26 protein-coding genes are annotated in these 23,932 nt (G+C 74.0%); 14 read left to right on the top strand and 12 right to left on the bottom strand.

Annotation, left to right across the window (positions count from 1 at the left end; genetic code table 11):
* Positions 1-54: 54 nt before the first annotated feature.
* Both ABZ881_RS18315 and ABZ881_RS18310 read right to left on the bottom strand, forming a co-directional pair.
* Entirely contained in the window at positions 55-1,161 is a 1,107-nt protein-coding gene (locus ABZ881_RS18315; protein ID WP_358485974.1) for an aromatic ring-hydroxylating dioxygenase subunit alpha, read from the bottom strand.
* The gene (locus ABZ881_RS18310) at positions 1,044-2,471 is read right to left on the bottom strand and encodes an FAD-dependent oxidoreductase (protein WP_358485972.1); all 1,428 of its coding nucleotides are present in this window, start codon (positions 2,469-2,471) and stop codon (positions 1,044-1,046) included. The genes ABZ881_RS18315 and ABZ881_RS18310 overlap by 118 nt, the downstream gene beginning before the upstream one ends.
* Before the next feature lie 115 nt (positions 2,472-2,586).
* Between ABZ881_RS18310 and ABZ881_RS18305 the strand changes: the two genes are divergently transcribed.
* Positions 2,587-3,480, top strand: a complete 894-nt coding sequence (locus tag ABZ881_RS18305) for a LysR substrate-binding domain-containing protein (protein WP_358485969.1) — start codon at positions 2,587-2,589, stop codon at positions 3,478-3,480.
* Between the two features lie 33 nt (positions 3,481-3,513).
* Here the strand turns inward: ABZ881_RS18305 and ABZ881_RS18300 are convergent, their stop codons facing one another.
* A complete protein-coding gene (locus tag ABZ881_RS18300) occupies positions 3,514-4,419 on the bottom strand; it encodes an enoyl-CoA hydratase-related protein (protein WP_358485967.1) in 906 nt (301 codons plus the stop codon).
* Between the two features lie 56 nt (positions 4,420-4,475).
* Here ABZ881_RS18300 and ABZ881_RS18295 point away from each other — a divergent pair, with 56 nt between their 5' ends.
* The gene (locus ABZ881_RS18295; RefSeq protein WP_344017905.1) at positions 4,476-5,090 is read left to right on the top strand and encodes a TetR/AcrR family transcriptional regulator; all 615 of its coding nucleotides are present in this window, start codon (positions 4,476-4,478) and stop codon (positions 5,088-5,090) included.
* A gap of 8 nt (positions 5,091-5,098) precedes the next feature.
* On the opposite strand, the gene ABZ881_RS18290 is transcribed toward ABZ881_RS18295, so the two are convergent.
* The 3 genes from ABZ881_RS18290 to ABZ881_RS18280 all read right to left on the bottom strand — a co-directional run bounded on the left by ABZ881_RS18290 (position 5,099) and on the right by ABZ881_RS18280 (position 7,826).
* Entirely contained in the window at positions 5,099-6,385 is a 1,287-nt protein-coding gene (locus ABZ881_RS18290) for an acyl-CoA dehydrogenase family protein (protein WP_358485964.1), read from the bottom strand.
* A 14-nt stretch (positions 6,386-6,399) separates the two neighbouring features.
* Positions 6,400-7,464 (bottom strand): phosphotransferase family protein, encoded by a 1,065-nt coding sequence (locus ABZ881_RS18285; RefSeq protein ID WP_358485962.1) that lies wholly within the window; start codon positions 7,462-7,464, stop codon positions 6,400-6,402.
* Positions 7,465-7,583: 119 nt separating this feature from the next.
* Positions 7,584-7,826 carry a hypothetical protein gene (locus ABZ881_RS18280; RefSeq protein WP_358485960.1) on the bottom strand — a complete coding sequence of 81 codons (243 nt, stop codon included), beginning with the start codon at positions 7,824-7,826 and terminating at the stop codon, positions 7,584-7,586.
* Between the two features lie 246 nt (positions 7,827-8,072).
* On the opposite strand from ABZ881_RS18280, the gene ABZ881_RS18275 reads away from it, so the two are divergent.
* Entirely contained in the window at positions 8,073-9,113 is a 1,041-nt protein-coding gene (locus ABZ881_RS18275; protein ID WP_358485959.1) for a LacI family DNA-binding transcriptional regulator, read from the top strand.
* Here the strand turns inward: ABZ881_RS18275 and ABZ881_RS18270 are convergent.
* Complete coding sequence (locus ABZ881_RS18270) at positions 9,061-9,747, bottom strand: response regulator transcription factor (RefSeq protein WP_358485956.1); 687 nt, start codon at positions 9,745-9,747, stop codon at positions 9,061-9,063. The two genes, ABZ881_RS18275 and ABZ881_RS18270, sit on opposite strands and share 53 nt — an antisense overlap.
* Entirely contained in the window at positions 9,732-10,922 is a 1,191-nt protein-coding gene (locus ABZ881_RS18265; protein ID WP_358485954.1) for a histidine kinase, read from the bottom strand. The genes ABZ881_RS18270 and ABZ881_RS18265 overlap by 16 nt, the downstream gene beginning before the upstream one ends.
* Positions 10,923-11,081: 159 nt before the next feature.
* On the opposite strand from ABZ881_RS18265, the gene ABZ881_RS18260 reads away from it, so the two are divergent.
* The 10 genes from ABZ881_RS18260 to ABZ881_RS18215 all read left to right on the top strand — a co-directional run bounded on the left by ABZ881_RS18260 (position 11,082) and on the right by ABZ881_RS18215 (position 20,105).
* Positions 11,082-11,777 (top strand): ABC transporter ATP-binding protein, encoded by a 696-nt coding sequence (locus tag ABZ881_RS18260; RefSeq protein ID WP_358485952.1) that lies wholly within the window; start codon positions 11,082-11,084, stop codon positions 11,775-11,777.
* Complete coding sequence (locus tag ABZ881_RS18255; protein ID WP_358485950.1) at positions 11,774-13,075, top strand: ABC transporter permease; 1,302 nt, start codon at positions 11,774-11,776, stop codon at positions 13,073-13,075. Before ABZ881_RS18260 ends, ABZ881_RS18255 begins: the two co-directional genes overlap by 4 nt.
* Before the next feature lie 414 nt (positions 13,076-13,489).
* Positions 13,490-13,891, top strand: coding sequence for a hypothetical protein (locus ABZ881_RS18250; protein ID WP_358485947.1), 402 nt, complete (start codon positions 13,490-13,492; stop codon positions 13,889-13,891).
* A 54-nt stretch (positions 13,892-13,945) separates the two neighbouring features.
* Positions 13,946-14,278 carry a hypothetical protein gene (locus ABZ881_RS18245; RefSeq protein ID WP_358485945.1) on the top strand — a complete coding sequence of 111 codons (333 nt, stop codon included), beginning with the start codon at positions 13,946-13,948 and terminating at the stop codon, positions 14,276-14,278.
* 195 nt (positions 14,279-14,473) lie between these two features.
* On the top strand, positions 14,474-14,935 hold the full coding sequence (locus ABZ881_RS18240) for a zinc ribbon domain-containing protein (protein WP_358485943.1): 462 nt from the start codon (positions 14,474-14,476) through the stop codon (positions 14,933-14,935).
* A 421-nt stretch (positions 14,936-15,356) separates the two neighbouring features.
* Entirely contained in the window at positions 15,357-17,348 is a 1,992-nt protein-coding gene (locus ABZ881_RS18235) for a DEAD/DEAH box helicase (RefSeq protein ID WP_358485942.1), read from the top strand.
* Between the two features lie 170 nt (positions 17,349-17,518).
* The gene (locus tag ABZ881_RS18230) at positions 17,519-18,202 is read left to right on the top strand and encodes a cation:dicarboxylase symporter family transporter (RefSeq protein ID WP_358486210.1); all 684 of its coding nucleotides are present in this window, start codon (positions 17,519-17,521) and stop codon (positions 18,200-18,202) included.
* A 135-nt stretch (positions 18,203-18,337) separates the two neighbouring features.
* Entirely contained in the window at positions 18,338-19,327 is a 990-nt protein-coding gene (locus tag ABZ881_RS18225; protein ID WP_358486209.1) for an LLM class flavin-dependent oxidoreductase, read from the top strand.
* A gap of 86 nt (positions 19,328-19,413) precedes the next feature.
* Entirely contained in the window at positions 19,414-19,872 is a 459-nt protein-coding gene (locus tag ABZ881_RS18220; RefSeq protein ID WP_358485940.1) for a hypothetical protein, read from the top strand.
* A gap of 2 nt (positions 19,873-19,874) precedes the next feature.
* Positions 19,875-20,105 (top strand): helix-turn-helix transcriptional regulator, encoded by a 231-nt coding sequence (locus ABZ881_RS18215; protein WP_358485937.1) that lies wholly within the window; start codon positions 19,875-19,877, stop codon positions 20,103-20,105.
* A 5-nt stretch (positions 20,106-20,110) separates the two neighbouring features.
* On the opposite strand, the gene ABZ881_RS18210 is transcribed toward ABZ881_RS18215, so the two are convergent.
* The 4 genes from ABZ881_RS18210 to ABZ881_RS18195 form a co-directional block, all read right to left on the bottom strand.
* On the bottom strand, positions 20,111-20,800 hold the full coding sequence (locus ABZ881_RS18210; protein WP_358485935.1) for a TetR/AcrR family transcriptional regulator: 690 nt from the start codon (positions 20,798-20,800) through the stop codon (positions 20,111-20,113).
* Between the two features lie 34 nt (positions 20,801-20,834).
* Positions 20,835-22,064 (bottom strand): acyl-CoA dehydrogenase family protein, encoded by a 1,230-nt coding sequence (locus tag ABZ881_RS18205; protein WP_358485933.1) that lies wholly within the window; start codon positions 22,062-22,064, stop codon positions 20,835-20,837.
* 65 nt (positions 22,065-22,129) lie between these two features.
* A complete protein-coding gene (locus tag ABZ881_RS18200; protein WP_358485930.1) occupies positions 22,130-22,987 on the bottom strand; it encodes an SDR family oxidoreductase in 858 nt (285 codons plus the stop codon).
* Positions 22,988-23,129: 142 nt separating this feature from the next.
* Positions 23,130-23,648, bottom strand: coding sequence for an SDR family NAD(P)-dependent oxidoreductase (locus ABZ881_RS18195; protein WP_358485928.1), 519 nt, complete (start codon positions 23,646-23,648; stop codon positions 23,130-23,132).
* Between the two features lie 8 nt (positions 23,649-23,656).
* Here ABZ881_RS18195 and ABZ881_RS18190 point away from each other — a divergent pair, with 8 nt between their 5' ends.
* Positions 23,657-23,815, top strand: coding sequence for a hypothetical protein (locus ABZ881_RS18190; protein WP_358485926.1), 159 nt, complete (start codon positions 23,657-23,659; stop codon positions 23,813-23,815).
* Positions 23,816-23,932: the final 117 nt, after the last annotated feature.

Here is a 23,932-nt window from a genome sequence, read left to right as displayed (position 1 = left end):
CGGTACACTACGCCCGCGATGACTTGCCGTGGCAAGTGATCGACAGGAGTGTGATCAGCGGAACGCGCACTCGTACCAGGCCAGGAACGCCTCGACCGAGGACTCGACGACCGGGGACAGCGGCCCCGGCCGGTAGCCGCGGGAGGCGATCCCGGCATACGCCTGCTCGCACAGCGCCCAGTCCTGCTCGGAGGTGGCGCGCCAGACCGCGGTGAGCGCGTCCACGTCGACGGCACCGGCGTCGGCGCGCACCAGGAAGCACAGCTCGACGTCGGTCGTGCCGGCGTCGACCGGGGTGAGCCGGGTGGTCACCGCGTAGTCGCTGTTGGCGTGCGCCCACATGTCGGGCAGCCCGACCACGCGCAGGCTGCCCGCGTCGGCCTCGCCGAGCCGGCCGAGGAACGGCGCCACCGGGCGGCCGTCCAGCGACTCGGTGACGAAACCGTCGCGCAGCGGCAGCCGGGCGACCCGGTACCAGGCGCCGTCCGGGAAGCTGACCTCCGCCGACGGGAGCCCGCGCCGGGCCCAGCGGGCGTGCGCCCGTGCGCGGGTGGCGTCGTAGCGCGGGTTGGTGCGGAGGTCGCCGTTCACCCCGAGATCGAAGTTCGACAGCGTGAACTCGGGATGACTGCCCGCGCAGTGGTAGCACTCCCGGTTGTTCTCCACCAGCGTCTTCCAGTTGGCGGCGACCCGGTAGCGCAGCCGGGTCTCGATCCGGGCGTCGGCGAGCCGGTGCGGTGCGAGCTGCGGGCCCAGCGCGGCGGCGAACCCGGAGATGTCCGGCGGCTCGTCGGCCGGGCAGACGAACACCAGCCCCTCGATCTCGGCGACGGCGACCGGGGCGAGCCGGTACCCGGCGACCCCGAAGCCGTCCCCCATCAGCCGGGCCGAGCGCAGCGAGCCGTCGGTGCGGAAGACCCACTGGTGGTACGGGCAGACGAAGGCGCGCACGCGGCCGCGGTCGGCGGTGGTGAGCCGGGACCCGCGGTGCGCGCAGACGTCGTGGTGGGCGTGCAGGGCGCCGTCGTCACCGCGGACCACGATCACCCGGTCCCGGCCGACGTCGCGGGTGAGGTAGTCGCCGGGGCCGGCCAGCTCGCAGGTGTGCCCGGCGAACAGCCAGCCGCCGGCCCAGACCCGCTCCAGGTCGGCGTCGAACACGTCCGGGTCGGTGTAGGCGGCCTGCGGCAGCGACCAGCCGGGCCGCCGGAGCGGGACGGTGGTGACGGTGGCGGACCGAGCCGTGCCGGACCGGGCTGGGCCGGAGAGTGCTGTGTCAGACATGGAACGACCTCCGGAAGGCGGGATCGGTGAGCGCCGGGCGGTCGGGCGCGAACGCCCGCACCGGGTAGCCGGTGCGGCCGGAGAGTGCGAGCTCGGCCAGGATCCGGCCCAGCAGCGAGGCGAACTTGAACGCGTGCCCGGCGCCGACCGCGACGCTGACCCGCGGCGCGCCGGGCACCGGACCGAGGACGAGATGCTGGTCCCGGCGGGATCGTGTAGAGGCAGGTCTTCGTGTACAGCTCGGGCCCCAGCATGCCGGGCACGTGCTCGACGAGGAACTCCTCCTGCCGCTTGCGGCGCAACGGGTCCGGTTCGAAGGTCCGGGAGTCGGCGGTGACCTCGGGGCCGCCCATGTGCTGGCCGAGCTTGGTGGCGACCTCGCCGTACACGCCGAAGCCGTAGTAGTTCTCGGCGCCGTGCCACATGAACACCGGGAACCGCCCGGGTGCGAAGTCGAGCAGGTTCGGGGTGGCGTAGTAGGTGACCTGCTCCTGGGTGACGGTCAGCGGGAGGGCCGGGACCAGGCCGTCGAGTACCTCGTTGGTGCGCGCGTCGGCGGCGACGACGACGTGCTCGGCCCGGTAGATCTCGTCGTCGGTGACGACCTCGACATGCCGGCCCGCGTCGTGCAGCGCCCGGACCGGGCTGTTCTCCCGGACCTGCGCGCCGTACCCGCGGGCCAGCGCGATGTGCGTGGCGTTCGCCCGGCGGGCGTCGAGGATGCCGGACCGCCGCTGGTACAGCGCCCGCTCGGTGCCGTGCAGCCGGAACTGGTGCCAGCGCGCGGTGAGCTCGTCCGCGTCGAGCAGCTCGACGTCGACACCGTGCCGGGCGGCGACCGCGGCGTAGCCGTCGATGTCGCGTCCGGCGGTGTCGAGCCCGCGGCGGGACTGCACGTCCTCGATCACCAGCCCGCCGGTCTCGGTCACCAGGGTCTGGCCGGACAGACTCTCGATCTGCCGCCAGGTGCGGTAGGCGTGCGGGGCGAGCGCGGCGTAGACGTCCTGGTGCTGGGCGAGCCGGATGATCCGGCTGTGGTCCTGGCTCGCGCCGTGGTCGTGGCCGAGGTTGTGCCGTTCCAGCCCGAGCACGCGGGAGTACGGCGCCGCGGCGCGGGCGAGCCAGAACAGCGCGGCGGAGCCGATGCCGCCGCACCCGACGACGACGAAGGGATGGTCGGTGTTCACTGTGGATCTCCCGGGGGTAGGTGCGCCCCCACCCTGACCCGGCCGGCGCCGCCGTGGGGCCGATCCGCGATCGGGCGTCCCGATGCAGGGATAAGGAGAACCTTATGATTCGACGATGGACGTCGAGCTGCGTCAGCTGCGGGTGTTCCTGGCGGTCGCCGCGGAGCTGCACTTCAGCCGGGCCGCGACCCGGCTGCACGTCAGCCAGCCCGCGCTGAGCCAGCAGATCCGGACCCTGGAGCGGGCCGTCGGGGCGACCCTGTTCGACCGCACCAGCCGGGCGACCGAGCTGACCCCGGCCGGGCGGGTGCTGCTCGACGCCGCACCGCGGGTGCTGTTCGAGGCCGAGCGCGCCGGGGCGCGGGTCCGGCAGGCCGCGGAGGGCGCCAGCGGGCTGCTCGTCGTCGGCTCGGTCGGGACCGCACTCGCCTCGATCGCACCGCGGATCCTGCGGACGGTCCGCGCCCGGTTCCCGGACCTGCGGATGGAGGTGTCCCAGCACGACACCGCCGCCCAGATGGTGATGCTCGCCGAGGAGCGGCTCGACGTCGGGCTGGTCCGCTCGGCGGCGCCGACGAACGCGGTGGTCGTCGAGGAGCTGGTCACCGAACCGCTGCTGGTCGTACTGCCCGGCGACCATCCGCTGGCCCGGCACGACACTGTGGACGCCGGCGCGCTCGCCGACGAGCCGTTCGTGCTGTGGCCGCGGCCGCTGGGCGCCGAGTTCTTCGACATCATCACCGGCTACTGCCGCGACCACGGGTTCACCCCGCGGATCGTCGCCGAGGGCGCCGACATCGAGACCCAGCTCAGCCTGGTCGCGGCCGGGATCGGGGTGTCGCTGCAGCCGTCGTACTACGCCAACCTGCGGCCGCCGGGCGTCGCCTTCCGGCCGCTGTCCGGCGAGGTGCCCTCGGTCGCGCTGCAGGTGGCGTGGCGCCGGCGCAACCGCTCCCCCGCGGTCGGCCACTTCGTCGGCGCGGCCCGGGAGTGCGCGGGCACGGGATGACCCGGCCCGGCCTGACCCGGCCTGCGGCGCCGCTCAGGTCATTCCGTCCGGCCGCTCCGGCCAGCCCGGGACGACGCCGAGCCGGTCGGCGACCCGGTCCGGGAACTGCGGCGACCGTTTCTCCAGGAACGAGGAGACACCCTCCCGGGCGTCCGCCCCGCGGCCGAGCTCGAGGATCGCGCCGGAGTCCAGCCGGTGCGCCTCCCACGGCGACGACGCTCCCAGCATCGACCACAGCAGCCTGCGGCTGAGCGCGACGGACACCGCGGAGGTGTTGTGCGCGATCTCGTCGGCGAGCGCCCGCGCGGTGCCGATCAGCTCGTCGTCCGGCACGACCCGCGAGACGAGACCGCCGGAGAGCGCCTCGGCGGCGTCGAACACCCGGCCGGTGGCGACCCACTCCATCGCCTGCGAGATGCCGACCACCCGGGGCAGGAACCAGCTCGACGCCGCCTCCGGCACCAGGCCGCGGCGGGCGAACACGAACCCGAAGCGCGCCGACGCGGCCGCGATCCGGACGTCGGCGGGCAGCATCATCGTCGCGCCGATGCCGACCGCCGGGCCGTTGACGGCGACGATCACCGGTTTCACCGACGCCGCGATCCGCAGCGAGACGACACCGCCCGCGTCCCGCGGGGCGCCGCCGACGGTGCCCAGGTCGCCGCGCTCGGCGGCCCGGGCCGCGTCGCCGGCGTCGAAGGAGCGCTCCCCGCGGCCCAGGTCGGCGCCCGCGCAGAAGCCGCGCCCGGCGCCGGTCAGGATCACCACCCGGACCGACTCGTCGGCGTCGGTGGCGTCGAACGCGGCGACCAGCTCGCGGGCCATCGTGCCGGTGAATGCGTTGAGCCGGTCCGGGCGGTGCAGGGTGATCGTGGCCGTGCCGGAGCCGGAGCCGGTGCCGGTCGGGAGGTCCAGCCGGATCTCGCTGTGGTCGCTCATCGCACCGTCCGCACGCCGCCGGACCGCGCACCCGCCCGATGGGCCATGCTGACCCGATGAGCACCGCCGAGGAGATCCACCCGGGTGCGCCCCGGCGCGGCGGCGGCCGGGAGGCGATCACCGCTGCCGCCCGGGAGAGCTTCGCCGAACGCGGGTACCACGGCACCTCGATCCGGGACATCGCCCGGCGGGCCGGGCTGTCGCTGTCCGCGCTCTACTACTGGCACCCCAGCAAGCAGCACCTGCTGGCCGCGCTGATGGAGGAGATCACCCACGACTACTTCGGGCGGTGCGACCGCGCGCTGCGCGGGATCGGCGACGATCCGGCGGAGCGGCTGAGCGCGCTGGTCCGGGTCACCGTGGAGTACCGGGTGAGCCGGCGGGTGGAGAGCAACATCGCCGCCCTGGAGTGGCGCAACCTGGAACCCGCGAACCGGGAGCGGCTGGCCGGGCTGCGCCGCGCCGCGACCCGGCTGTGGGCGGACATCATCGACGACGGCGTCGCCCGCGGGGTGTTCGGCTGCCCGCACCCGGACGACGCCCGGCGGGCCGTCGTCGCCGCGTGCAACGCGATCGTGCAGTGGTACGAGCCGGGCGGCGGCATCACGCCGGCCGAGCTGGCGGAGCGCTACACCGGCATCGCGCTGCGGATCGTCGACCACCGCGGCTGAGCGGCCGTTCACGAGCCGACCGACATCGTGTCGAGCAGCTCGGCGAACTTCGCCCGGGCGGCCTCGCGCCGGGTCGGCACGTGCTCGGTGGGGACCTCGCGGGGCGGGTAGTCGCGCAGCACCCGCCGGGCGACCGTCACCTTGTGCACCTCGTCCGGGCCGTCGTAGATCCGGGCCGCCCTGGCGTGCCGGTACATCGACTCCAGCGGCAGGTCGGTGGTGTAGCCGAGCGAGCCGTGCGCCTGCACCGCCCGGTCGATCACGTTGTACAGCACGCCCGCGCCGTAGAACTTGATCATCGCGATGTCGGTCAGCGCGGCCGTCGTGCCGCCCCGGTCCATCTTCCAGGCCGCCTGCAGCGTCATCAGCCGGGCCGCGGTCATCTCGGCGGCCGAGGTGGCGATCCAGTCCTGCACCATCTGCTTGTCGGCGAGCACGGAGCCGTGCGCGTACCGGGAGACGGCCCGCTCGCAGAGCATGTCGAAGGCCCGCTGGGACTGGCCGAGCCAGCGCATGCAGTGGTGGATGCGGCCGGGCCCGAGCCGCTTCTGGGCGAGCAGGAAGCCGTCGCCCTCCGCCCCGATCAGGTTCTCGGCGGGCACCCACACGTCCCGGTAGTGGATCTCGGCGTGCCCGCCGGGCCGTCCGAAGTGCTCGTGCGGGTCGCCCATCGTCGGCACGTCCCGCAGGATCTGCACGCCCGGCGCGTCGGCGGGCACGACGAAGATCGACGCCCGGCGGCGCGGCGGCGCGTCCGGATCGGTGACGGCCATCAGGACCAGGATGTCGGCGACCGACCCGTTCGAGGTGAACCACTTGTGGCCGTTCACCCGGTAGCCGTCGCCGTCCCGCTCGGCCCGGGTGGTGAGCAGCGTCGGGTCGGCCCCGGCGCCGGGCTCGGTCATCGAGAACGCGCTGCGCAGCGTGCCGTCGAGCAGCGGCTCCAGCCAGCGCCGCTTCTGCTCGGCGTTCGCGCCGACGGCGAGCAGCTCGGCGTTGCCCGAGTCCGGGGCGTTGTTGCCGAACACGGCGGGCGCGTACACGCAGCGGCCGAGGATCTCGTGCATCAGGCCGAGCCGGACCTGCCCGAAGCCGCCGCCGCCCAGCTCGGGCGGCAGGTGCGCGGCCCAGAGCCCGCGGGCCCGCACCTCCGCCTTGAGCGGCGCCGTCAGCCGGTCCAGCTCGGCGGGTTCCAGGTCGAGCGTCTCCAGCGGGATGACCTCGTCGCGGACGAACCCGCGCATCCACTCCAGCTTCTCCTCGAACTCCGGTTCGGTCGAGAAATCCCAGGCCATCGCCGTTCCCCTCGTCAGATTCCCGCGTCCCGCAGGGCGGACCGGGCGGACCGGCCCAGCTGCGTCACGTGCTCGGCGCGCGCCCGCGCCTCAATCAGGTGGCCGTCGTCGGCCATGTGGCCCGCCAGGTAGCGGGCCTGCACGCCGGCGCTGATGCAGGCCGCCCGCCAGCGGGCGAACGCCGTCCAGTACGGCAGGTCCGCGACGTCGCGGCCGGACCGGTCGGCGTAGCGGCGGACGAGCTCGGCGCGCCGCGGGAAGCCGGGCGCGGTGCTCGGGCCGGACGTGGTGGGCACCAGGTCCTCGCCCGGGTCCGGCCAGCCCGAGATCAGCCAGGCGAGATCGGCCATCGGGTCCCCGGTGGTGGCCAGCTCCCAGTCCAGCACGGCGCGCAGCGTGCCGTCCGGGCCGAACACCGCGTTGCCCGGCCGGTAGTCGCCGTGCACGATCCCGGTGCGCTGCGGCGGGACGTGTGCGAGCAGCAGGTCGTGCACCTCGTCGAGCAGCGCGAGATCGGCGGCGAGCCGGGGCAGCCGGTCCGCCGAGGCGTGCAGCTGGGCGTGCCAGCGCCGGAGCTGGCGCTGCAGGTAGCCGGTGCGGCGGATCAGGTCGCCGAGCCCGGTCCGGGCCGGGTCGAGCGCGTGCAGCTCGACCAGCACGTCGACGGTCTGCTCGCCGGCCCGGGCGCAGGCGGCGGGGCCGAGCGCGGCGCCGGCGGCGGCGTCGGCGGGCACCGTGCCCTCGACGAACTCCATGAGGTAGAACTCCGCACCGGTGACGTCCGGATCGGCGCAGAAGGCGACCGGCCGCGGGACCGGCACCGGGGTCGGGGCCAGCGCGGTCAGGAACCGCCACTCGCGCGCCATGTCGTGCGCGGTGGACAGCACCCCGCCGGTGGGCGGGCGGCGCAGCGCGTACCCGGTGCCCGCGGCGTCGGTGACCCGGAAGGTCAGGTTGGAGCGGCCGCCGGCGACCAGCTCGAACCGGACCGGACCGACCAGCGCGTCGACGGTGCCGGTGAGCCAGCGGGCGACCCGCTCCGGGTCGAGCCCGGCCACCCGGTCGGGTTCGCTGCCCATCACCCGTCCTCACGTCAGCGCTGAACGATCGTTAAGGCAGCATGGCACCCGGGCGGTGGACGGGGAAAGGGTGCGGCGACCCGGGAGCCGGTGTCACCGGCCCGGACCGGCGGCCGGGCTCACGACCGGTCGGGCCCGCCGTCGAGGCCGGGCCGGTCGCCGCGGTCGACCGCGAGCTTGTCCAGGTCCCCCACGTGCTCCGGGCACACGTCGATGTCCGCGTGGTGCTGCCAGCCGTGTTCGCTGCAGCGGGCGCGGAGCACCGGATCGAAGCCGCCGGTGGCGACCGTGACGTCGCGGGTGAACGGTGGCGTCCAGCAGCCCTGGACGTCGCAGTACACCCACCCCTGGGTGACGATCATCCGATTCCACTCCTCCCGATCGGGTCCGGTCCCGGATCCGCCGGGCCGGCGGATCGTGGCCGGTGCCGCCGGTGGACGGCTGCGGCCGGGCCGGGACGCACATCGGGCAGCGGGAAGGGGGCGACGGTGCCCCACGAACCACCCGGAGCCGAGGTGCGGGTTGGTGATTAATCGATTAATCTGAGGCTAGGAGGTCGGCGAGGGGTCCGTCAACCCGAGCCGACAAAGACACAAGAAAGTTGATATATGGGCGAGGAGGAGGACCGGGAGATGGCGCGCAGAGCCGTCCAGCTGAGCGACGTCGCGGAGCGGGCCGGGGTGTCGGTGGCCGCCGCGTCGTACGCGCTGTCCGGGCGCGGCCGGGTCTCGGCGGAGACCAGGGCGCGGGTGCTGCGGGTCGCCGAGGAGCTCGGCTACCGGGTCAACGCGACCGCGCGCAACCTGCGGCGGCGCCGGCACGGCGTGCTCGGCGTGCACCTGCCGCACCGGGCGACCAGCCACGAGTTCTACATGGAGTTCGTGTTCGGGGCGGTCGAGTCGTGCGACGAGGCCGGGATGTCGGTGCTGCTGCTCGGCGAGCACGGTGCCCGCGACGTCGGCCTGGACGCCGCCGTCGTGCTCGACGTGACCGCGGACGACGCCGTCGCGCGTGACCTGCTGACCGGCGGGGCGCCCGTCGTCGCGGCCGAGGAGGTCCCGGACGGGCTCCCCCGGCCCGCCGTGACGGTCGCCGTGGACCACCCCCGGCACGCGACGGCGGTGCTGGACGCACTGGCCGCGCGCGGGCACCGCCGGATCGCACTGCTCGCCCCCGGCTCGGACGCCGGCTGGGCCCGCGCCCTGCAGCGCACCTACCGCGACTGGTCCGCCCGGCTCGACCGGGAGCCGATCGTCACCGAGGTGCCGTTCACCGAGCACGAGCGGGTGCAGGACCTGCTCGGCCCGCTGATGGCCGCACAGCCGGATGTCCTGCTGGTCGGCACGGACAGCACCGCCGGCTCGGTCGCGACCTGGCTGCGCGAGCACGGCCACCACGACCCCGCCGTCGCCGCCTACATCCGTTCCTCGGTCACCGATGCGCTGGGCGCCGAGGTGCTCGCGCTCGACCTGCGGCCGCGCGAGTTCGGCCGGGAGTGCGCCCGGCGCGCGCTCGGGCTGATCGGCCAGGAGCTGCCCGCCGAGCCGGTGACCGTCGAGTTCACCGGGCCGCGCCTGGCCGGGGAGACCCGCCGGGTCAGCCCTGCGGCGGCGACGGGACGACCAGCCCGCTCTCGTAGGCGTAGATGACCACCTGCGCCCGGTCGTGCGCCCCGATCTTGGCCATGATCCGGTTGACGTGCGTCTTCACCGTCAGCGGCGAGATCACCAGCTCTGCGGCCAGCTCCTGGTTGGACCGGCCCCGGGCGACCAGCTCCAGCACCTCTCGCTCGCGCGCGGTGAGCGTCTCCAGCGGCGGCCCGGTGTGCCCGCCGGGTTCCTGGTCCGCGGCCCGGCTGACGGTCAGGTACTTCTCGATCAGCGCCCGGGTCGCCGCGGGTGAGAGCAGCGCCTCGCCGTCGTGGATCGCGCGGACCGCGCGCGGGATGTCCTCCGGCTCGGCGCCCTTGCCGATGAACCCGCTGGCGCCCGCCCGCAGCGCGGCGACCACGTAGCCGTCCTCCTCGAAGGTGGTGAGTACCAGCACCCGGATGTCGGCGAACCGGTCGTCGGCGCACAGCGCGGCGGTCGTCCGGATGCCGTCGAGGCGGGGCATCCGGATGTCCATCAGCACCACCTCCGGCCTGGTCGCGGCGATCACCTCCAGCGCCTCGACGCCGTCGCCGGCCTCACCGACCACGGTCACCTCCGGGTCGGCGTCGAGCAGGCCGCGGATCGCGGACCGGATCAGCGGCTGGTCGTCGACGATCACGACGTCCGGCATCGGTTCCCCTCCCCCACCGCGGCCGGGACGGGCAGGTGCACGTCCAGCCGGAAGATCCCGTTGCGCTCCTCGGCGCTGACCCGGCCGCGGACCGATGCCGCCCGCTCCCGGATCCCGTTCAGACCGTACCCACCGGTCCCGGACCGGCCCGCCGGACCGGCGTCGGACACCGGATTGGTGACCAGCAGCCGCAGCGTGTCCCGGCCGGCCGCGACCAGCACGTGTGCCCGGGACTCGCTGCCGTGCTTGAGCACGTTGGTCAGCGCCTCCTGCAGCACCCGGTAGGCGACGACGTCGGTGGCCGGCGAGAGCGTCGGCGGGATCTCGCCGGTCCGCCGGACCGTCACCTCCAGCCCGGACACCGACAGCGACTCGACGAGCTCGGGCAGCTGGTGCAGGCCCGGGCGGGAGACCGGTGGCTGGTCGTCGTCGGCCCGCAGCACGGCGAGCAGGTCGCCGATGTCGCCCAGCACCCGGCGGGCCGCGGACCGGATGGTGGCCAGCGCGTCGGTCGCGGCGGGCGGCCCGCCGTGCAGGTTCGCCGAGGCGACGCCGGCGTTCAGGCTGATCACCGCGATCTGGTGGGCGACGACGTCGTGCAGGTCGCGAGCGATCCGCAGCCGTTCCTCGGTGACCCGGCGGACCGCCTCGATCTCCCGGGTCGCCTCGGCGTTCTCGGCGCGCGCGGTGATCGAGGCGATGTAGTCGCGGCGGCTGCGGGTGCTGTCCCCGAGCGCCGCTGCGAACCCGATCGTCACCGCGATCTGGATCGTCAGCGGCGGGTGCCCGGAGCCGATCGCGGCGACGAGCGTCGCCGGCACGACGACGGCCAGCACGGCGAGGTACGCGGCGACGGTGAACCGCCGCCCGTGGTGGTCGGCGCAGGCGAACATCGCGACGGCGAGCGCGAACACCGACAGCGGCGTGATCACCGCGGTGAACAGCGCGCCGACGAAGCACGCCGTGCAGGCGGCGAGCACCGCCACCGGGTACCGGCGGCGCAGCCAGAGCAGCACGGCCGGCAGCGCCTCCAACGCCGGGCCCAGCGCGCTCACCTCGCCGAACCGGCCGGCCACCGGGGCGACCGCCGCGCCGAGCACGAGCAGGGTCACCGCCACGTCGGTGAGCCACACCGGGATCAGCCGACGCGGCGGTCCGATCGCGGTCCCGGGCACCGGCCCATTGTCCACCCGCCGGGCGTCCGGGCCCTCCCCCGCCGGTTGTGCATCCGTGTACTGCGGTTGCGGTACACGGGAAGACACCCACGGGCCGATGCCCGGCGCGCATGTCTGCGGCGAGGCTGTGCCGACCAGCCACGGAAGAGAACGGACACCATGAACGAGGCCATACTGTCCGCGCGCAACGTGCGGAAGACCTACCGGAGCGCGGTCGGCGGCTCGGAGGCACTGCGCGGCGTCTCGATGGACGTCTACGAGGGCGAGAGCCTGGCCGTCGTCGGCCGCAGCGGTTCCGGCAAGTCCACCCTGATGCACCTGCTCGCGCTGCTGGACGAGCCGACCGACGGCACCATCCTGCTCGACCACCGCGACACCTGGGAGCTGCGCCGGTCGCGGCTGAACCGGGCGCGCAACAAGACGTTCGGCTTCGTCTTCCAGCAGTTCCTGCTCTCCCCCGACCGGACGGTGCTGGAGAACGTGATGCTGCCGCTGACGATCGCCGGGCTGGCCCCGCGGGTCCGCCGGGAGCGCGCGATGGCGACCCTGGAGCAGCTGGAGCTCGCCGACAAGGCGTCCAACCGGGCCACCGACCTGTCCGGCGGGCAGAAGCAGCGGGTGGCGATCGCCCGGGCGATCGTCGGGAACCCGCGGATCGTCTTCGCCGACGAACCCACCGGCAACCTCGACGGGGTGACCGGGGGCATCGTCGAGGACCTGCTGTTCACGCTGAACCGGGAGCAGGGCATCGCGCTGGTGATCGTCACCCACGACGACAAGCTGGCCGCCCGCTGCGACCGCACGCTGCGGCTGCGCGAGGGGCGGATCGTCACCGACGAGGTGGCGGCGGCATGAGGACGCGCGACCTCGTCCGCACCGCAGCCGGCAGCCTGTTCCGGGCCCGGGCGCGGACCCTGCTGACCGTGCTGGCGATCTTCGTCGGCGCCTTCACCCTCACCCTGACCAACGGCGCCGGGACCGGCATCAACCGGTTCATCGACAGCACCGTGTCCTCGCTGGGGTCCAGCGAGGTGATGACGGTCGTCAAGCGCTCCGACGCCGACGTCGCCATCGAGACCGACGGGCCACCCGTCTACGACCCGGACGCGGTCACCTCCGACCAGCCCGGCCCGCCGACCACGACGACCGTGATGACGCAGGCCGACATCGACACCCTCGCCGGCATCGACGGGGTCGAGGAGGCGGCGCCGATCCGGTCGCTGGCCGTCGACTTCGTCCAGTACGGGTCCGGCACCCGCTACGCGACGACCGCGTCGACCCTGCTCCCCGGCCAGACCCAGGAGCGCACCGAGGGCACCGCCCCGGACGGCACCGGCGACGCCCGCCAGCTCACCATCCCGCTCAGCTACGTGGATCCGCTCGGCTTCACCGACGCCGCGGACGCGATCGACAAGTCCGTCACGCTCGGCCTCACCGACGGCGCCGGTGCCGATCAGACCGTGCAGGGCACGATCGTCGGCGTCACCGAGGACACCCTCGCCGGGCCGGCCGCCCCGGGCGTGACCGTCAACGACGCACTGTCCGACGCGGTGTACGACCTGCAGCAGGTCGGCCTGCCCGCCGACCAGGTGGACCGGTGGTCCCAGGCCACCGTGCAGTACGCCGCGGACATCACCCCCGAGGAGCTCACCGCGCTGAAGGACCGGCTGGTCGACGCCGGGTTCGAGGGCCGGACGATCGCCGACCAGATCGGCGCCTTCACCTCGGTGATCGACACGATCGTCCTGGTGCTGAACGCGTTCGCCGGGATCGCACTCGTCGCCGCCGGGCTGGGCATCGTGAACACGCTGCTCATGTCGGTGCAGGAACGGACCCGCGAGATCGGGCTCATGCAGGCGATGGGGATGGGCCGCGCCCGGGTGTTCGCCCTGTTCAGCCTGGAGGCCGGGTTCCTCGGGTTGCTCGGCAGCATCCTCGGGGCGGTGATCGCGATCGTGGCCGGCACCGCGATCAGCGCGGCGCTCGCCGGGTCGCTGTTCGCCGACCTGCCCGGGTTCACGCTGATCGCCTTCGCCCCCGGCACCGTGTTCGCGGTGATCGCGGTGATCGTCGCCGTCGCGTTCCTCGCCGGGACGCTGCCCGCGCTGCGGGCCGCCCGCAAGGACCCGGTGGAGGCGCTGCGGCACGAGTGACGTGCCGGCGGACCGGAGGAGCGGAAGCGGCGAACCCGTGTCCCCAGATTTGGGGATGCTTGCGACCCTCTCCCCGGGTTCGACGGTGCGTGTTGCTAACGCTGCGCTCCGGTCCTGCCGGGCCTGGACCGGCCGCCGGTCCCACACCTGCCCGCCGACCGGGTCCGGCAGCTCGCGGACCGGCCGGAGGAGTGGGCCCGCTACTACCGGTGCTTCCGGATCGAGGCATGGGACCGCGATCTCGCCACGACCACCTACTTCGCCGCGGGCGTCGACTCGCGGATGCTCTACCTCGCATGGACACACTGCCTGCTCAGACCGCTGAAGGACCAGTACCGCGACATCGACCGGCCCCCCCCCCCCCCCCGGGCCGGGCCGGTCCTGCGGGCGCTCGGCACGGCGATAACGCTGCCCGTGACGGTGTTCGAGCGGCTCGCCCGGATCGTGCACCGGTTCCGGGCGCTGCCCCAGCGCCCCGGTGAGGTCGTCCCCGACCGCTACGGCGCCGGGACCACCCTGCGCGAGCTCGCCGCCGACGCGTACACGCTGGACTACTTCCAGGACACCGACGCCGTCCGCTACACGCGGATCGTCGAACGTGCCGTGCTCCGCGCGGTCGGGAGGTTCCTGGAGGAGCGCGGCTACTCGGTCGTCGACTTCATGGAGGCCGCGAAGGCCTCGATCATCACCAACAACTCGATCTCGGTCAGCGGAGGGAACTTCGCCGGTGGCACCGCGCTCGGCATCGGCACCGTGAACCAGCAGACCGACTCCCGGACCAACAGCCCGAGCGGGCGGAACGGACAGCAGCCATGACCGGCAGCGACACCCACGACGGCCCCGGCGGGGACTCGGTCGTCCACGTCACCGGTGGCACCTTCACCGGCGGAACGGCGATCGGGATCGGGACCACCAGCCAGGTCACCCACCACGCCGGCGCCCAACCGGCCGGCACCGACCTGCGGGCGAGCCTGCAGGCGGGTCCGGGACCGGATCGTCGACGGCGGGCAGGACGAGGACGAGCGCGCGGCCCTGCGCGCCGACGTCCAGGCGATCCTGGCCGAGCTGGACCGCGACGAGCCGCGATCCGCTGTCGTGCGCAGCCGGTGGGAGGCGGTCCGCGCGGTGCTCGGGCGGGCCCTCGCGCACAGCGCGGACCTGCTGAAGATCACCGAGATCATCGCGAACCGGTTCCCGGGCTGATCGCAGATGGACCGTTGTGACTCCTGCGGGGGAACGCTGCGCGCGGACGCCCTGTTCTGTCCTGGCTGCGGAAGCTCGGCCCAGGACCCCCGGCAGGCCGCCGACCGGCCGGGAGGGTGGAGCCGCGGCAGTGCCGCGGCGCTGATTGCGGCCGCGATCGTGCTGACGGTCGCGGTGGGCGGAGGAACCGTCCTCATGCTGCGGCCTGCCACGCACGCCGTCGGGCCGGCTCCGCCCCCGGATACCTCTTATCCCTCGCCGACGGCACCGGCAGCGGCGGCCCCGGCCGCAGCGGACACGCTGCAGGAGCTGGCCGACGCCGACCGCCCCTACACCGACCAGCTCGTCGGGTACTGGGTGCCGCAGGTCTCCTCGAAACAGGTCGGCGTCGACGGGTACGACGCGCCGTCGAACCTGCGGGAACACCGGTCCACCGGCTCCACCCGGCCGGACACGCCGTTCCTGCTCGTCCGCTCCGAGGACTTCTCCAGCTTCCGCTCGGGCGGGTTCTGGGTCACGGTGGCCGCCGTCCCGCACTACACCGCCGACGAGGCCAACCAGTGGTGTGACTCGCAGGGATACCCGGCCCGGGACTGCGACGCGAAGCGGCTGTCCCACACCGAGGGCTCCTCCGGTAACGCGAAACCGCGGGGCTGACCCGCGACCGTCACCCCACCGGCGCACCGGCGCCGCTCGTCGGCCGCGGCCCGTCGGGTTATCATCGACGGAGGGCGTCCGGGATGCCCGTCGTGGCGCCCAGCTCCGTGTTCGGACTGTTCGGCCCTGCGACGGCGATCTCCCACAGACCTACGGGTCGGGTCGCATCGGGGATGGGCCATCCGGCTCCTCCTCCCGCGACGTCCGCCACCCCGACCGAAGCAGCATGCGCGGCGGGGCCGCTGCGGTGGTCCCGCCGGGTACTCCGGAGGAGGAGTTCTTGGCTCGACGAGGCCGGCCGCAGACCAGGGCGCGCCGTGACGCCCCGCGGGACCGCCGTCGCGGCCGCGACGGCGGGGACATCATGTCGGTGCTCGCGCGCTCGGTCCGTGAGGTCCAGGCCGCTCGGCGGAACGGTCGGGTGACCGCCGAGACCCGCACCAAGTTCCAGGCGATCGCGCTGTTGCTGCGCAACGAGCGGGCCCGGGTGCTGGGCGACCGCACGAGCACCGAGGCGCAGCGGGCCGAGCAGCTCAAGCGGCTCGACACGATCGCGACCAACCTGGCCTCCACCGCGGTGCGCGACGCGGCGCTGCTGGCCCTGCTCTCCGAGGACGCGGTGGTGTCCGACGAGGCCCGCTCGATGTCCCGCGAGGTGCTGCGCTCGGTCGGCGTCGAGGAGGCGACCGAGGAGGTCGCCGAGCCGGTGCCGGCTCCGCCCGAGCCGACCCGGCCCGGGGTCGTGCCGCAGGCGGTCGTCTCCCGGCAGCTGGCGAACCCGTTCCTGGCGCCCGACTTCTCGGCGCCCCGGCCGGCCGGGCCGCGGCCGACGCCGCTGTCGGGCTGGGAGCTGCTCGAGCCGCTGCTGCGGTCGTTCGAACGGGCCGGGACCGGCGCGTCGACCTGCATGGAGCTCCCCGAGCCGCCGGAGCACACCGGGCCGGAGGGCCCGGAGCTGATGGCACACCAGGCCCGCCTGGTCGCGTCCGCGGCCGCCGGGCACCGCACGTTCCTTCTCGCCGACGAGCCGGGGCTGGGCAAGACCGCCCAGGCCCTGCTGGCCGCCGAGGCCGCGAACGCCTATCCGCTGCTGGTCGTCGTGCCCAACGTCGTCAAGACGAACTGGGTCCGCGAGGCCCAGCGGTGGACCCCGCGCCGCCCGGCCACCGTGATCTACGGCAACGGGGACTCGATCGACGGGTTCGCCGACATCGTCGTCGTGAACTACGAGATCCTGGACCGGCACGTCGGCTGGCTCGGCGAGTTCGGCTTCCGCGGGATGGTCGTCGACGAGGCGCACTTCATCAAGAACAAGAGCTCCCAGCGCTCGCAGCACGTGCTCGCGCTGTCCGACCGCATCCGCGCCTTCACCACCCGGCCGCTGATGATGGCGCTCACCGGGACGCCGCTGATCAACGACATCGAGGACTTCCTCGCCATCTGGCAGTTCCTCGGCTGGATCGACGAGAAGAAGCCGCGGGCCGAGCTGATGGACGCGCTCACCGCCACCGGCATGACCCCGGCCGACGCGCGGTTCGAGCCCGCCGCCCGGCAGTGCGTCGTGGACATGGGCATCGTGCGCCGGCGCAAGATCGACGTGGCCGCGGACATCCCGGCCCGCCGGATCGCCGATCTACCGGTCGAGCTGGACGGCGCCGACGGGCGTTCGATCCGGGCCGCCGAGCGCGATCTCGCCCGGCGGATGGTGGCCCGCTACTCCGAGGCGCTCGCCAACCGCAGCTCCCGCGCCGTCGTCGAGGGCATCGACCACGACCTGGTGCGCCAGGTCGCGAAGTGGGAGCAGAAGGACGCGATCGGCTCGAAGTCCGGCGACAACGTGTTCGGCATGATGCGCCGGATCGGCCGGGCCAAGGCGGCGCTCGCCGCCGACTACGCCGCCCAGCTCGCGCGCAGCGCCGGCAAGGTCGTCTTCTTCGCCAAGCACGTCGACGTGATGGACGCCGCCGAGCAGACGTTCGCCCGGGCGGGCCTGCGGATCGCCTCGATCCGGGGCGACCAGACCTCCGCCGCCCGGCAGCGCAACATCGACGCCTTCACCGGCGACCCGAACGTCTCGATCGCGGTGTGCTCGCTGACCGCGGCGGGCGTCGGGATCAACCTGCAGGTCGCGTCGAACATCGTGCTCGCGGAGCTGTCCTGGACCGCCGCCGAGCAGACCCAGGCGATCGACCGCAGCCACCGCATCGGCCAGGACCAGCCGGTCACCGCCTGGCGGATCATCGCCGCGCAGACGATCGACGCCCGGATCGCCGAGCTGATCGACAGCAAGGAGGGGCTGGCCGCGCAGGCGCTGGACGGGATCGACGACGACGGCCCGTCGTCGGCCGACGTGCAGCTCGAGGCGCTGGTCGCACTGCTCACCGACGCCCTGTCGGAGGTGCGGCCCGGCTGAGCGCCCGCCGTCCCGCGGCACCGTCGGCTCCCCCGGGTAACACGGGGACATCCCACCGAGCCGCCGTCGCAACATCCTGTCGTCGGCGTCGCCCGGATCCATGATCCACACGCCGGGCCGGGCGACCGGACGGCGACGAAGGGACGACATGACGCTCTCCGCCCTGAGACATCCCGCGGCCCAGATCGCCGTCGCCGCCGTCGCGGGCATCGTTCGGCATCGTCGCGGGCGAGTGGGCGGGCAGCCTCAAGGTCGTCGGCGACGCGTTCATCCGGCTGGTCCAGATGGCGATCGTGCCGCTCGTCATGACCTCGGTGATCACCGCCACCGGGTCGATGAGCGGCGCCGGGACCGGGCGGGTCGCGGCCCGGCCCTTCGGCTGGATGCTCGGGCTCTCCGCGGTGTCGGCCGTGGTGGCGGTGGTACTCGGCCTGCTGCTCCGGCCCGGCGCCGGGATGGTCGGCCTCGGCGCCGTCGATCCCGCACTGGCGGCCCCGGACGCGCAGCCCGCGGGCTGGCAGGACACCGTCCTCGGCTTCTTCACCACCAACATCGTCGAGGCGATGGCCGAGGCCGCGATGGTGCCGATCATCGTGTTCTCGCTGCTGTTCGGGGTCGCGCTCAACCGGCACGTCCGCGCCACCGGGAACGCGCTCGCGCTGAACGTGATCGACCAGCTCCAGCAGATCCAGCTCGGCCTCATCCGGATCGTCATGTACGTCGCGCCGATCGGCGTCCTCGCGCTGCTCGCCGACCCGTCCGGCCGGGTCGGGTTCGCGGTCGTCGGCTCGGCGCTGGCCTACCTCGGGACGAACCTGCTGGGCGTCGTCGTTCTGACGGTGCGGCGTCCGTGATCCGGGCGCCGACGGCATCGGTGTTGCGAGCAGCACACTCCGGGCACGGGTGCACCCGGGGACGGAAGGTCGCGGGCATCCCCGTTGTTGTCCGGAGGGTCCTCCCCTTCCGCGACGAGAGGTGTCCCCGTGTCCCTGCCCCTGCCGCTGTCGATCCTGGATCTCGCCACCGTCGCCAGGGGCGAGAGCGTCGGCCAGGCGCTGGAAGCCAGCACCACGCTCGCGCAGCGCGCGGAGCAGTGGGGTTTCCGGCGCATCTGGTACGCCGAGCACCACAACATGGGGTCGATCGCGTCCGCCGCGACCAGTGTGCTCATCGCGCACATCGCCGCCCGCACCGAGCGGATCGTCCTCGGCTCCGGCGGCGTCATGCTGCCCAACCACTCGCCGCTGCAGGTCGCGGAGCAGTTCGGCACCCTCGCCGAGCTGCACCCCGGCCGGATCGAGCTCGGGCTGGGCCGCGCGCCGGGCACCGACCAGGAGACCGTCCGCGCGCTGCGCCGCGATCCCCGGGCGTCCGACCGCTTCCCGCAGGACGTCCAGGAGCTGCAGGCGTTCCTCGGGGACGAGACCCTGGTGCCGAACGTGCACGCCTACCCGGGCCGCGGCACCGGCGTCCCGCTGACGATCCTCGGGTCCTCGCTCTTCGGCGCCCAGGTCGCCGCGGCCCTCGGCCTGCCCTACGCGTTCGCCTCGCACTTCGCGCCGGACGCCCTCGAGCAGGCCGTCGCGCTCTACCGCCGGGAGTTCCGGCCGTCCGCCCAGCTCGCCGAGCCGCACGTGCTGGCCGGGGTGAACGTGATCGCGGCGGACACCGCCGAGGAGGCACAGCAGGTGCTGCACGAGACCCAGCGCGACCGGGTCCGCCTGCTCACCGGGCGGCGCGGGCGCTCGCTGACCGACGCCGAGGTCGACGCCGTGCTCGACGGCCCCGGCGGCGAGCAGGTCCGCACGATGACCCGGTGCAGCGCCGTCGGCACGCCGGACACCGTCGCCCGCGAGCTCGCCGAGTTCACCACCCGGGCCGACGCCGACGAGCTCGTCGTCACCGTCCCGGCGCCGCGCCGGGAGAGCTGGTGGCGCAGCTGGGAGCTGCTGGCGACGAAGGTCCAGGGCGCGGGCTGACCCGGGAGCCGCACCGTTGCGCGCAGCCCACCGCTGTGTAAAGCTCACTCAACATGTCAAGTGAGCTGTACATCGGAGGGGTGATCATGACCGACGACGCACCGACCCGCTGGGGCCGTGTCCGGTTCGGCAACGGGACGGTGCCCGCCATGTGGCTCGCGGCACCGGCCGGGGCGGTGCTCGCCGCCGGGCTCGGCGTCGGCGCGGCGCTGGCCGGCGCCGCCGGTCCCCGGCCACTGATCGGCGGCGCCGCCGTCGCGCTGGTCTCGTTCGCCGGGCTCACCGGGCTGGTGTGGGCGTTCCTGGTGGACCGGCGCACCCTGCGCGGCGCGACCGAGCGCCCCGAGGAGTCCGTCGAGTCGGTGTGGTTCGACGCCGCCGCCCGCGGCGCGTTCACCGACACCGTGACGTTCGCCGGCCTCGCCCTGGCGGCCCTCGCCGTGACCGGGGCCGACGTCCCGGGGATCGGCGCGCTGACCGCCACCGTGCTGGTGGCGCTGGTGTCGGTATCGGTGCGCTACCTGCTCGCCCGCCGGCGGGGATGACGGTGCGCAACACCCTGGCCGAGCTGCGCCGCGGGTACGGCTGGTCCCAGCAGCGGCTGGCCGCCGAGCTCGGCGTCACCCGGCAGACGGTCATCTCGATCGAGAAGGGCCGCTTCGACCCGTCACTGCCGCTCGCGTTCCGGCTGGCGGCGGTGTTCGGCCGCGCCATCGAGGACATCTTCAGCCCGGACCCGGACCCGGCCCCCGGACCCGGCGCGACGACCGGGGCCTGACCGGCTCACCGCGCGGGCCGCCCCGAGCTGTCGGTGAGCCGCAGCCCGTTGATCCACAGCCGGGTCAGCACGCGGACCAGCTCCTCCAGGTCGGCGCCCTCCCCCACCAGCTGGTCCATCGCCATCCGGCTCACCATCCCGGACAGCGCGTACGACGCCTGCAACGGGTCGATGTCCGGATCGGCCTGCCCGCGCTGCTGCAGCTCGGCGATCCGCCGCGCGTTGCGCTCCGCGAACGCCCGGCCGCGGCGCCGGCGCAGCTCCCGGAACGCCGGATCGACCGCGGCCACCTGGTGCATCAGCGCCATCAGCTTCGCGTTCCGCCGGAAGGCGACCAGATAGGCCCGGTTGCTGGCCTCGATCACGGCGGCCGGGTCGTCGTCGGCGGCGACGTGCGGCATGCCGGGATGGAGCATGTCGTCCTGGGCGGCCTCCAGGACGGCGGCGAAGATCTCATCCTTCCCGGCGAAGTAGGTGTAGAACGTCCCGATCGAGCAGCGCGCCTCGGCGGTGATGTCGCTGAGCCGGGCCGCCAGGTAGCCGTCGCGCTCGAAGACCGTCCGGGCGGCCGTCACCAGCGCGGCCCGGGTGCGCGCGCCGCGGCGGGTGGTCGGCTCCCGGATCCCCGAGGTGTCGGCGAGCGGCGGCACGTCGTCGATCGGGCCCTCGGTGCGCGCTGCACCGGAGCCGGTCATGCCCGCGCGCCCCGGCCGGTCGGCTGCACGGCCATCAGCGCCGTCCGGCGGACTCGACGCGGCGCAGTTCCATCCGGGCGATGGTGCGCTTGTGCACCTCGTCCGGGCCGTCGGCCAGCCGGAGCGTGCGCTGGTGGGCGTAGAACCCGGCCAGCGGGAAGTCCTCGGTGACGCCGGCGCCGCCGTGCACCTGGATCGCCCGGTCGATCACCCGCAGCGCCACGGCCGGGGCGGCGACCTTGATCGCCGCGATCTCGGTGCGCGCCTCCCGGTTCCCGACGGTGTCCATCAGCCAGGCCGCCTTCAGCGTCAGCAGCCGGGTCATCTCGATGTCGATCCGGGCCTCGGCGATCCAGTCCTGGATGTTCGACCGCTCGGCGACCGGGCTGCCGAAGGTCACCCGCTCCCGGGCCCGGGCGATCATCAGGTCCAGCGCCCGCTCGGCCGCGCCGATCGAGCGCATGCAGTGGTGGATCCGGCCGGGCCCGAGCCGGGCCTGGCTGATCATGAAGCCATCGCCCTCGCCGGCGAGCAGCGCGGTCCGCGGCACCCGGACGTCCTCGAAGAGGATCTCGGCGTGCCCCTCGCGGTCCAGGTAGCCGAACACCGGCAGGCCGCGCACCACCGTGATCCCGGGGGTGTCCAGCGGCACGACCATCATCGACTGCTGGCGGTGCGGTGCCGCGTCCGGATCGGTCTTGCCCATCACGATGAGCACCCGGCAGTGCGTGTGCAGGGCGTTCGAGGCGAACCACTTGCGGCCGTTGAGCACGTAGTCGTCGCCGTCGGCCACCATCCGCAGCTCGATGTTGGTCGCGTCCGAGCTGGCCACGTCCGGCTCGGTCATCGCGAACGCCGAGGCGATCTCCCCGGCCAGCAGCGGCTGCAGCCACAGCTCCTTGTGCTCGTCGGTGCCGAAGAGCTCCAGCACCTCCATGTTCCCGGTGTCCGGGGCGTTGCAGTTGGTCGCCTCCGGGGCGAGCAGCGGGCTGCGGCCCATGATCTCGGCCAGCGGGGCGTAGTCGAGGTTGCTCAGGCCGGGGGCACCCCAGTCCGGGCGCTCGTGCGGGTGGAACAGGTTCCACAGACCCCGGCTGCGGGCCTCCGCCTTGAGCTCCTCCAGGACCGGCGGGTGGAAGTTCGGGTTCCCGGACTCCGCCATCTGCCGCGCGTAGACCGGCTCGGCGGGGTAGACGTGCTCGTCCATGAAGGCCAGCAGGAGCTTCTGGTACTCCTGGGCGCGCGGGCTGGGGGCGAAGTCCATGGTGCGTCTCCGTCGGATCGCGGGTGATCGGGTGGTCTGGTGGTCGACGGCCCGGTGGCCGGGGCTCAGCCGAGGCTCTGCCGGTAGCGCCGCATCCCGGCGAGCCAGCGGTCGTGGTCGGCGGCCTTGCGCCGGTGGAACTCGCCGACCTCCGGGTGCGGGAGCACGAGGAACCGCTCGTCGTGCAATGCGGCCAGCAGCGTGTCGGCGACGTCGAGCGGGTCCAGCACCCGGCCGGCCCCGGTGACGGCGGCCAGCGCCCGGCGCAGCGCCTCACCGTCACCGGCCTCCGCGGCACCGGGCTCGACGCCGCCGCTGTCGGTGCCACCGCTGTCGGTGCCGCCGCGCAGCATCGCGGTGTCGACACCCATCGGGCACAGGCAGCTCACCCCGATCCCCCGGTCGCCGTAGGTGATCGACAGCCATTCGGCGAAGCCGACCGCGGCATGCTTGGTGACCGTGTAGGTCGGCGACCCGATCTGGGTGAGCAGCCCGGCCGCGGACGCGGTGGCGACGAAGTACCCGCGGCCGCGCTCCAGCCAGCCGGGCAGCAGCAGCCGGGCCGCCCGGACGTGCGCGAGGACGTTGACCTCCAGCGCGGCGGTCCACTCCGCGTCCGGGGCGTCGATCCCGGAGACCGGGCCGATCCCGGCGTTGGCGACGAAGAGATCGACCGGCCCGAACCGGCGATCCGCCTCGGCGAGCAGCCCGGCGAGATCGGTCTCGTCCGCACAGTTGCCGACGTGTCCGGCGATCCGGCCCGGGGCGAGGACCTCCAGCTCCGCGACGACCTGGTCGATCCGGCCGGCGTCGAGATCGGAGACCAGTACCCGGGCGCCGTTCTCCACGAGTCGCCGGGCGATCGCGCGGCCGATGCCGCCCGCCCCACCCGTGACCGCCGCGACCTGCCCCGTGACGTCCATGCGTTCCCTCCGGCGGACCGGGAGCCGTCGGTGGCTCCCCTCGCCGAGGGACGCTAATTGAATCCGTGCTCAGGTTCAATTGTGGACTGTGACGTGCGGATCACACCCGTCGTCGGTCGGCCGACCCGCCGGCTCCGGGACGTCAGGAACCCGCGATGGCCGCCGGATCGAACGGGTGCGGGGGGCCGGAGAGGGCGGTCTTCGCCTCGGCGCTCTGCCGGTCGAGGATCTCGATCTCGCCCGCCTCGATGCCGTCCAGCGCGTGCCGCGCCAGCTCGTCCGGCACGTTCAGGACGGCGCCGCCGCCGTTGCCTGCGAGCACCGGGGCGAACGCCCGGATCATCGCCAGGGTGCCGTGGAAGTGGGTGTCCAGCATCCGCCGGACCACGTCGGGATCTCCGGTCACCAGGTTGCCGATCTCGGTGGAGGCGGCATTGTTGACCAGCAGGTCGACGTCGGGCGCGGTCCGGGCGGCGGCCTCGACCGAGCCCGGATCGGTGATGTCGAGCCGCAGCGGACGCACCCCGGCGATGTCGATCAGTTCCGGACGGCGGGCGGCGGCGTACACCGTCGCGCCACGCGTCACCAGCTCCACGGCCGGCTGACGGCCGAAACCCTGGTTCGCACCGGTCACGAGCGCCGTCGCGCCACGCAGTTCCATCTGGGTCCGTGGCCGGGATCCGGGAGCGGCTGCACGCGGCCGCCGACGCGCTGGTCGCCCGCGCCCGCGACGCCGGCGCCGTGCGGCCGACGTCACCGGCACCGGACCTGTTGCGCCGGTACCTGGAGATTCATCGCCGACGCGCTGCGGCCACCCTCCGGCCATGACACGCCCGCTGCCGAGCGTTGCGAGGCTCGGCTGGGCGATCACGCTGCGCTCGCCGCGGGTCACCCGCTACGCCGCGTTCTCGGTCGGTCATCCGGCCGCGTTCGTCTCCGACGGGC

It is taken from the genome of Pseudonocardia sp. NPDC046786, assembly GCF_040645415.1.
GTDB classification, from domain to species: Bacteria; Actinomycetota; Actinomycetes; order Mycobacteriales; family Pseudonocardiaceae; genus Pseudonocardia; species Pseudonocardia kongjuensis.
This window is presented reverse-complemented; position numbering and strand designations above follow the sequence as displayed.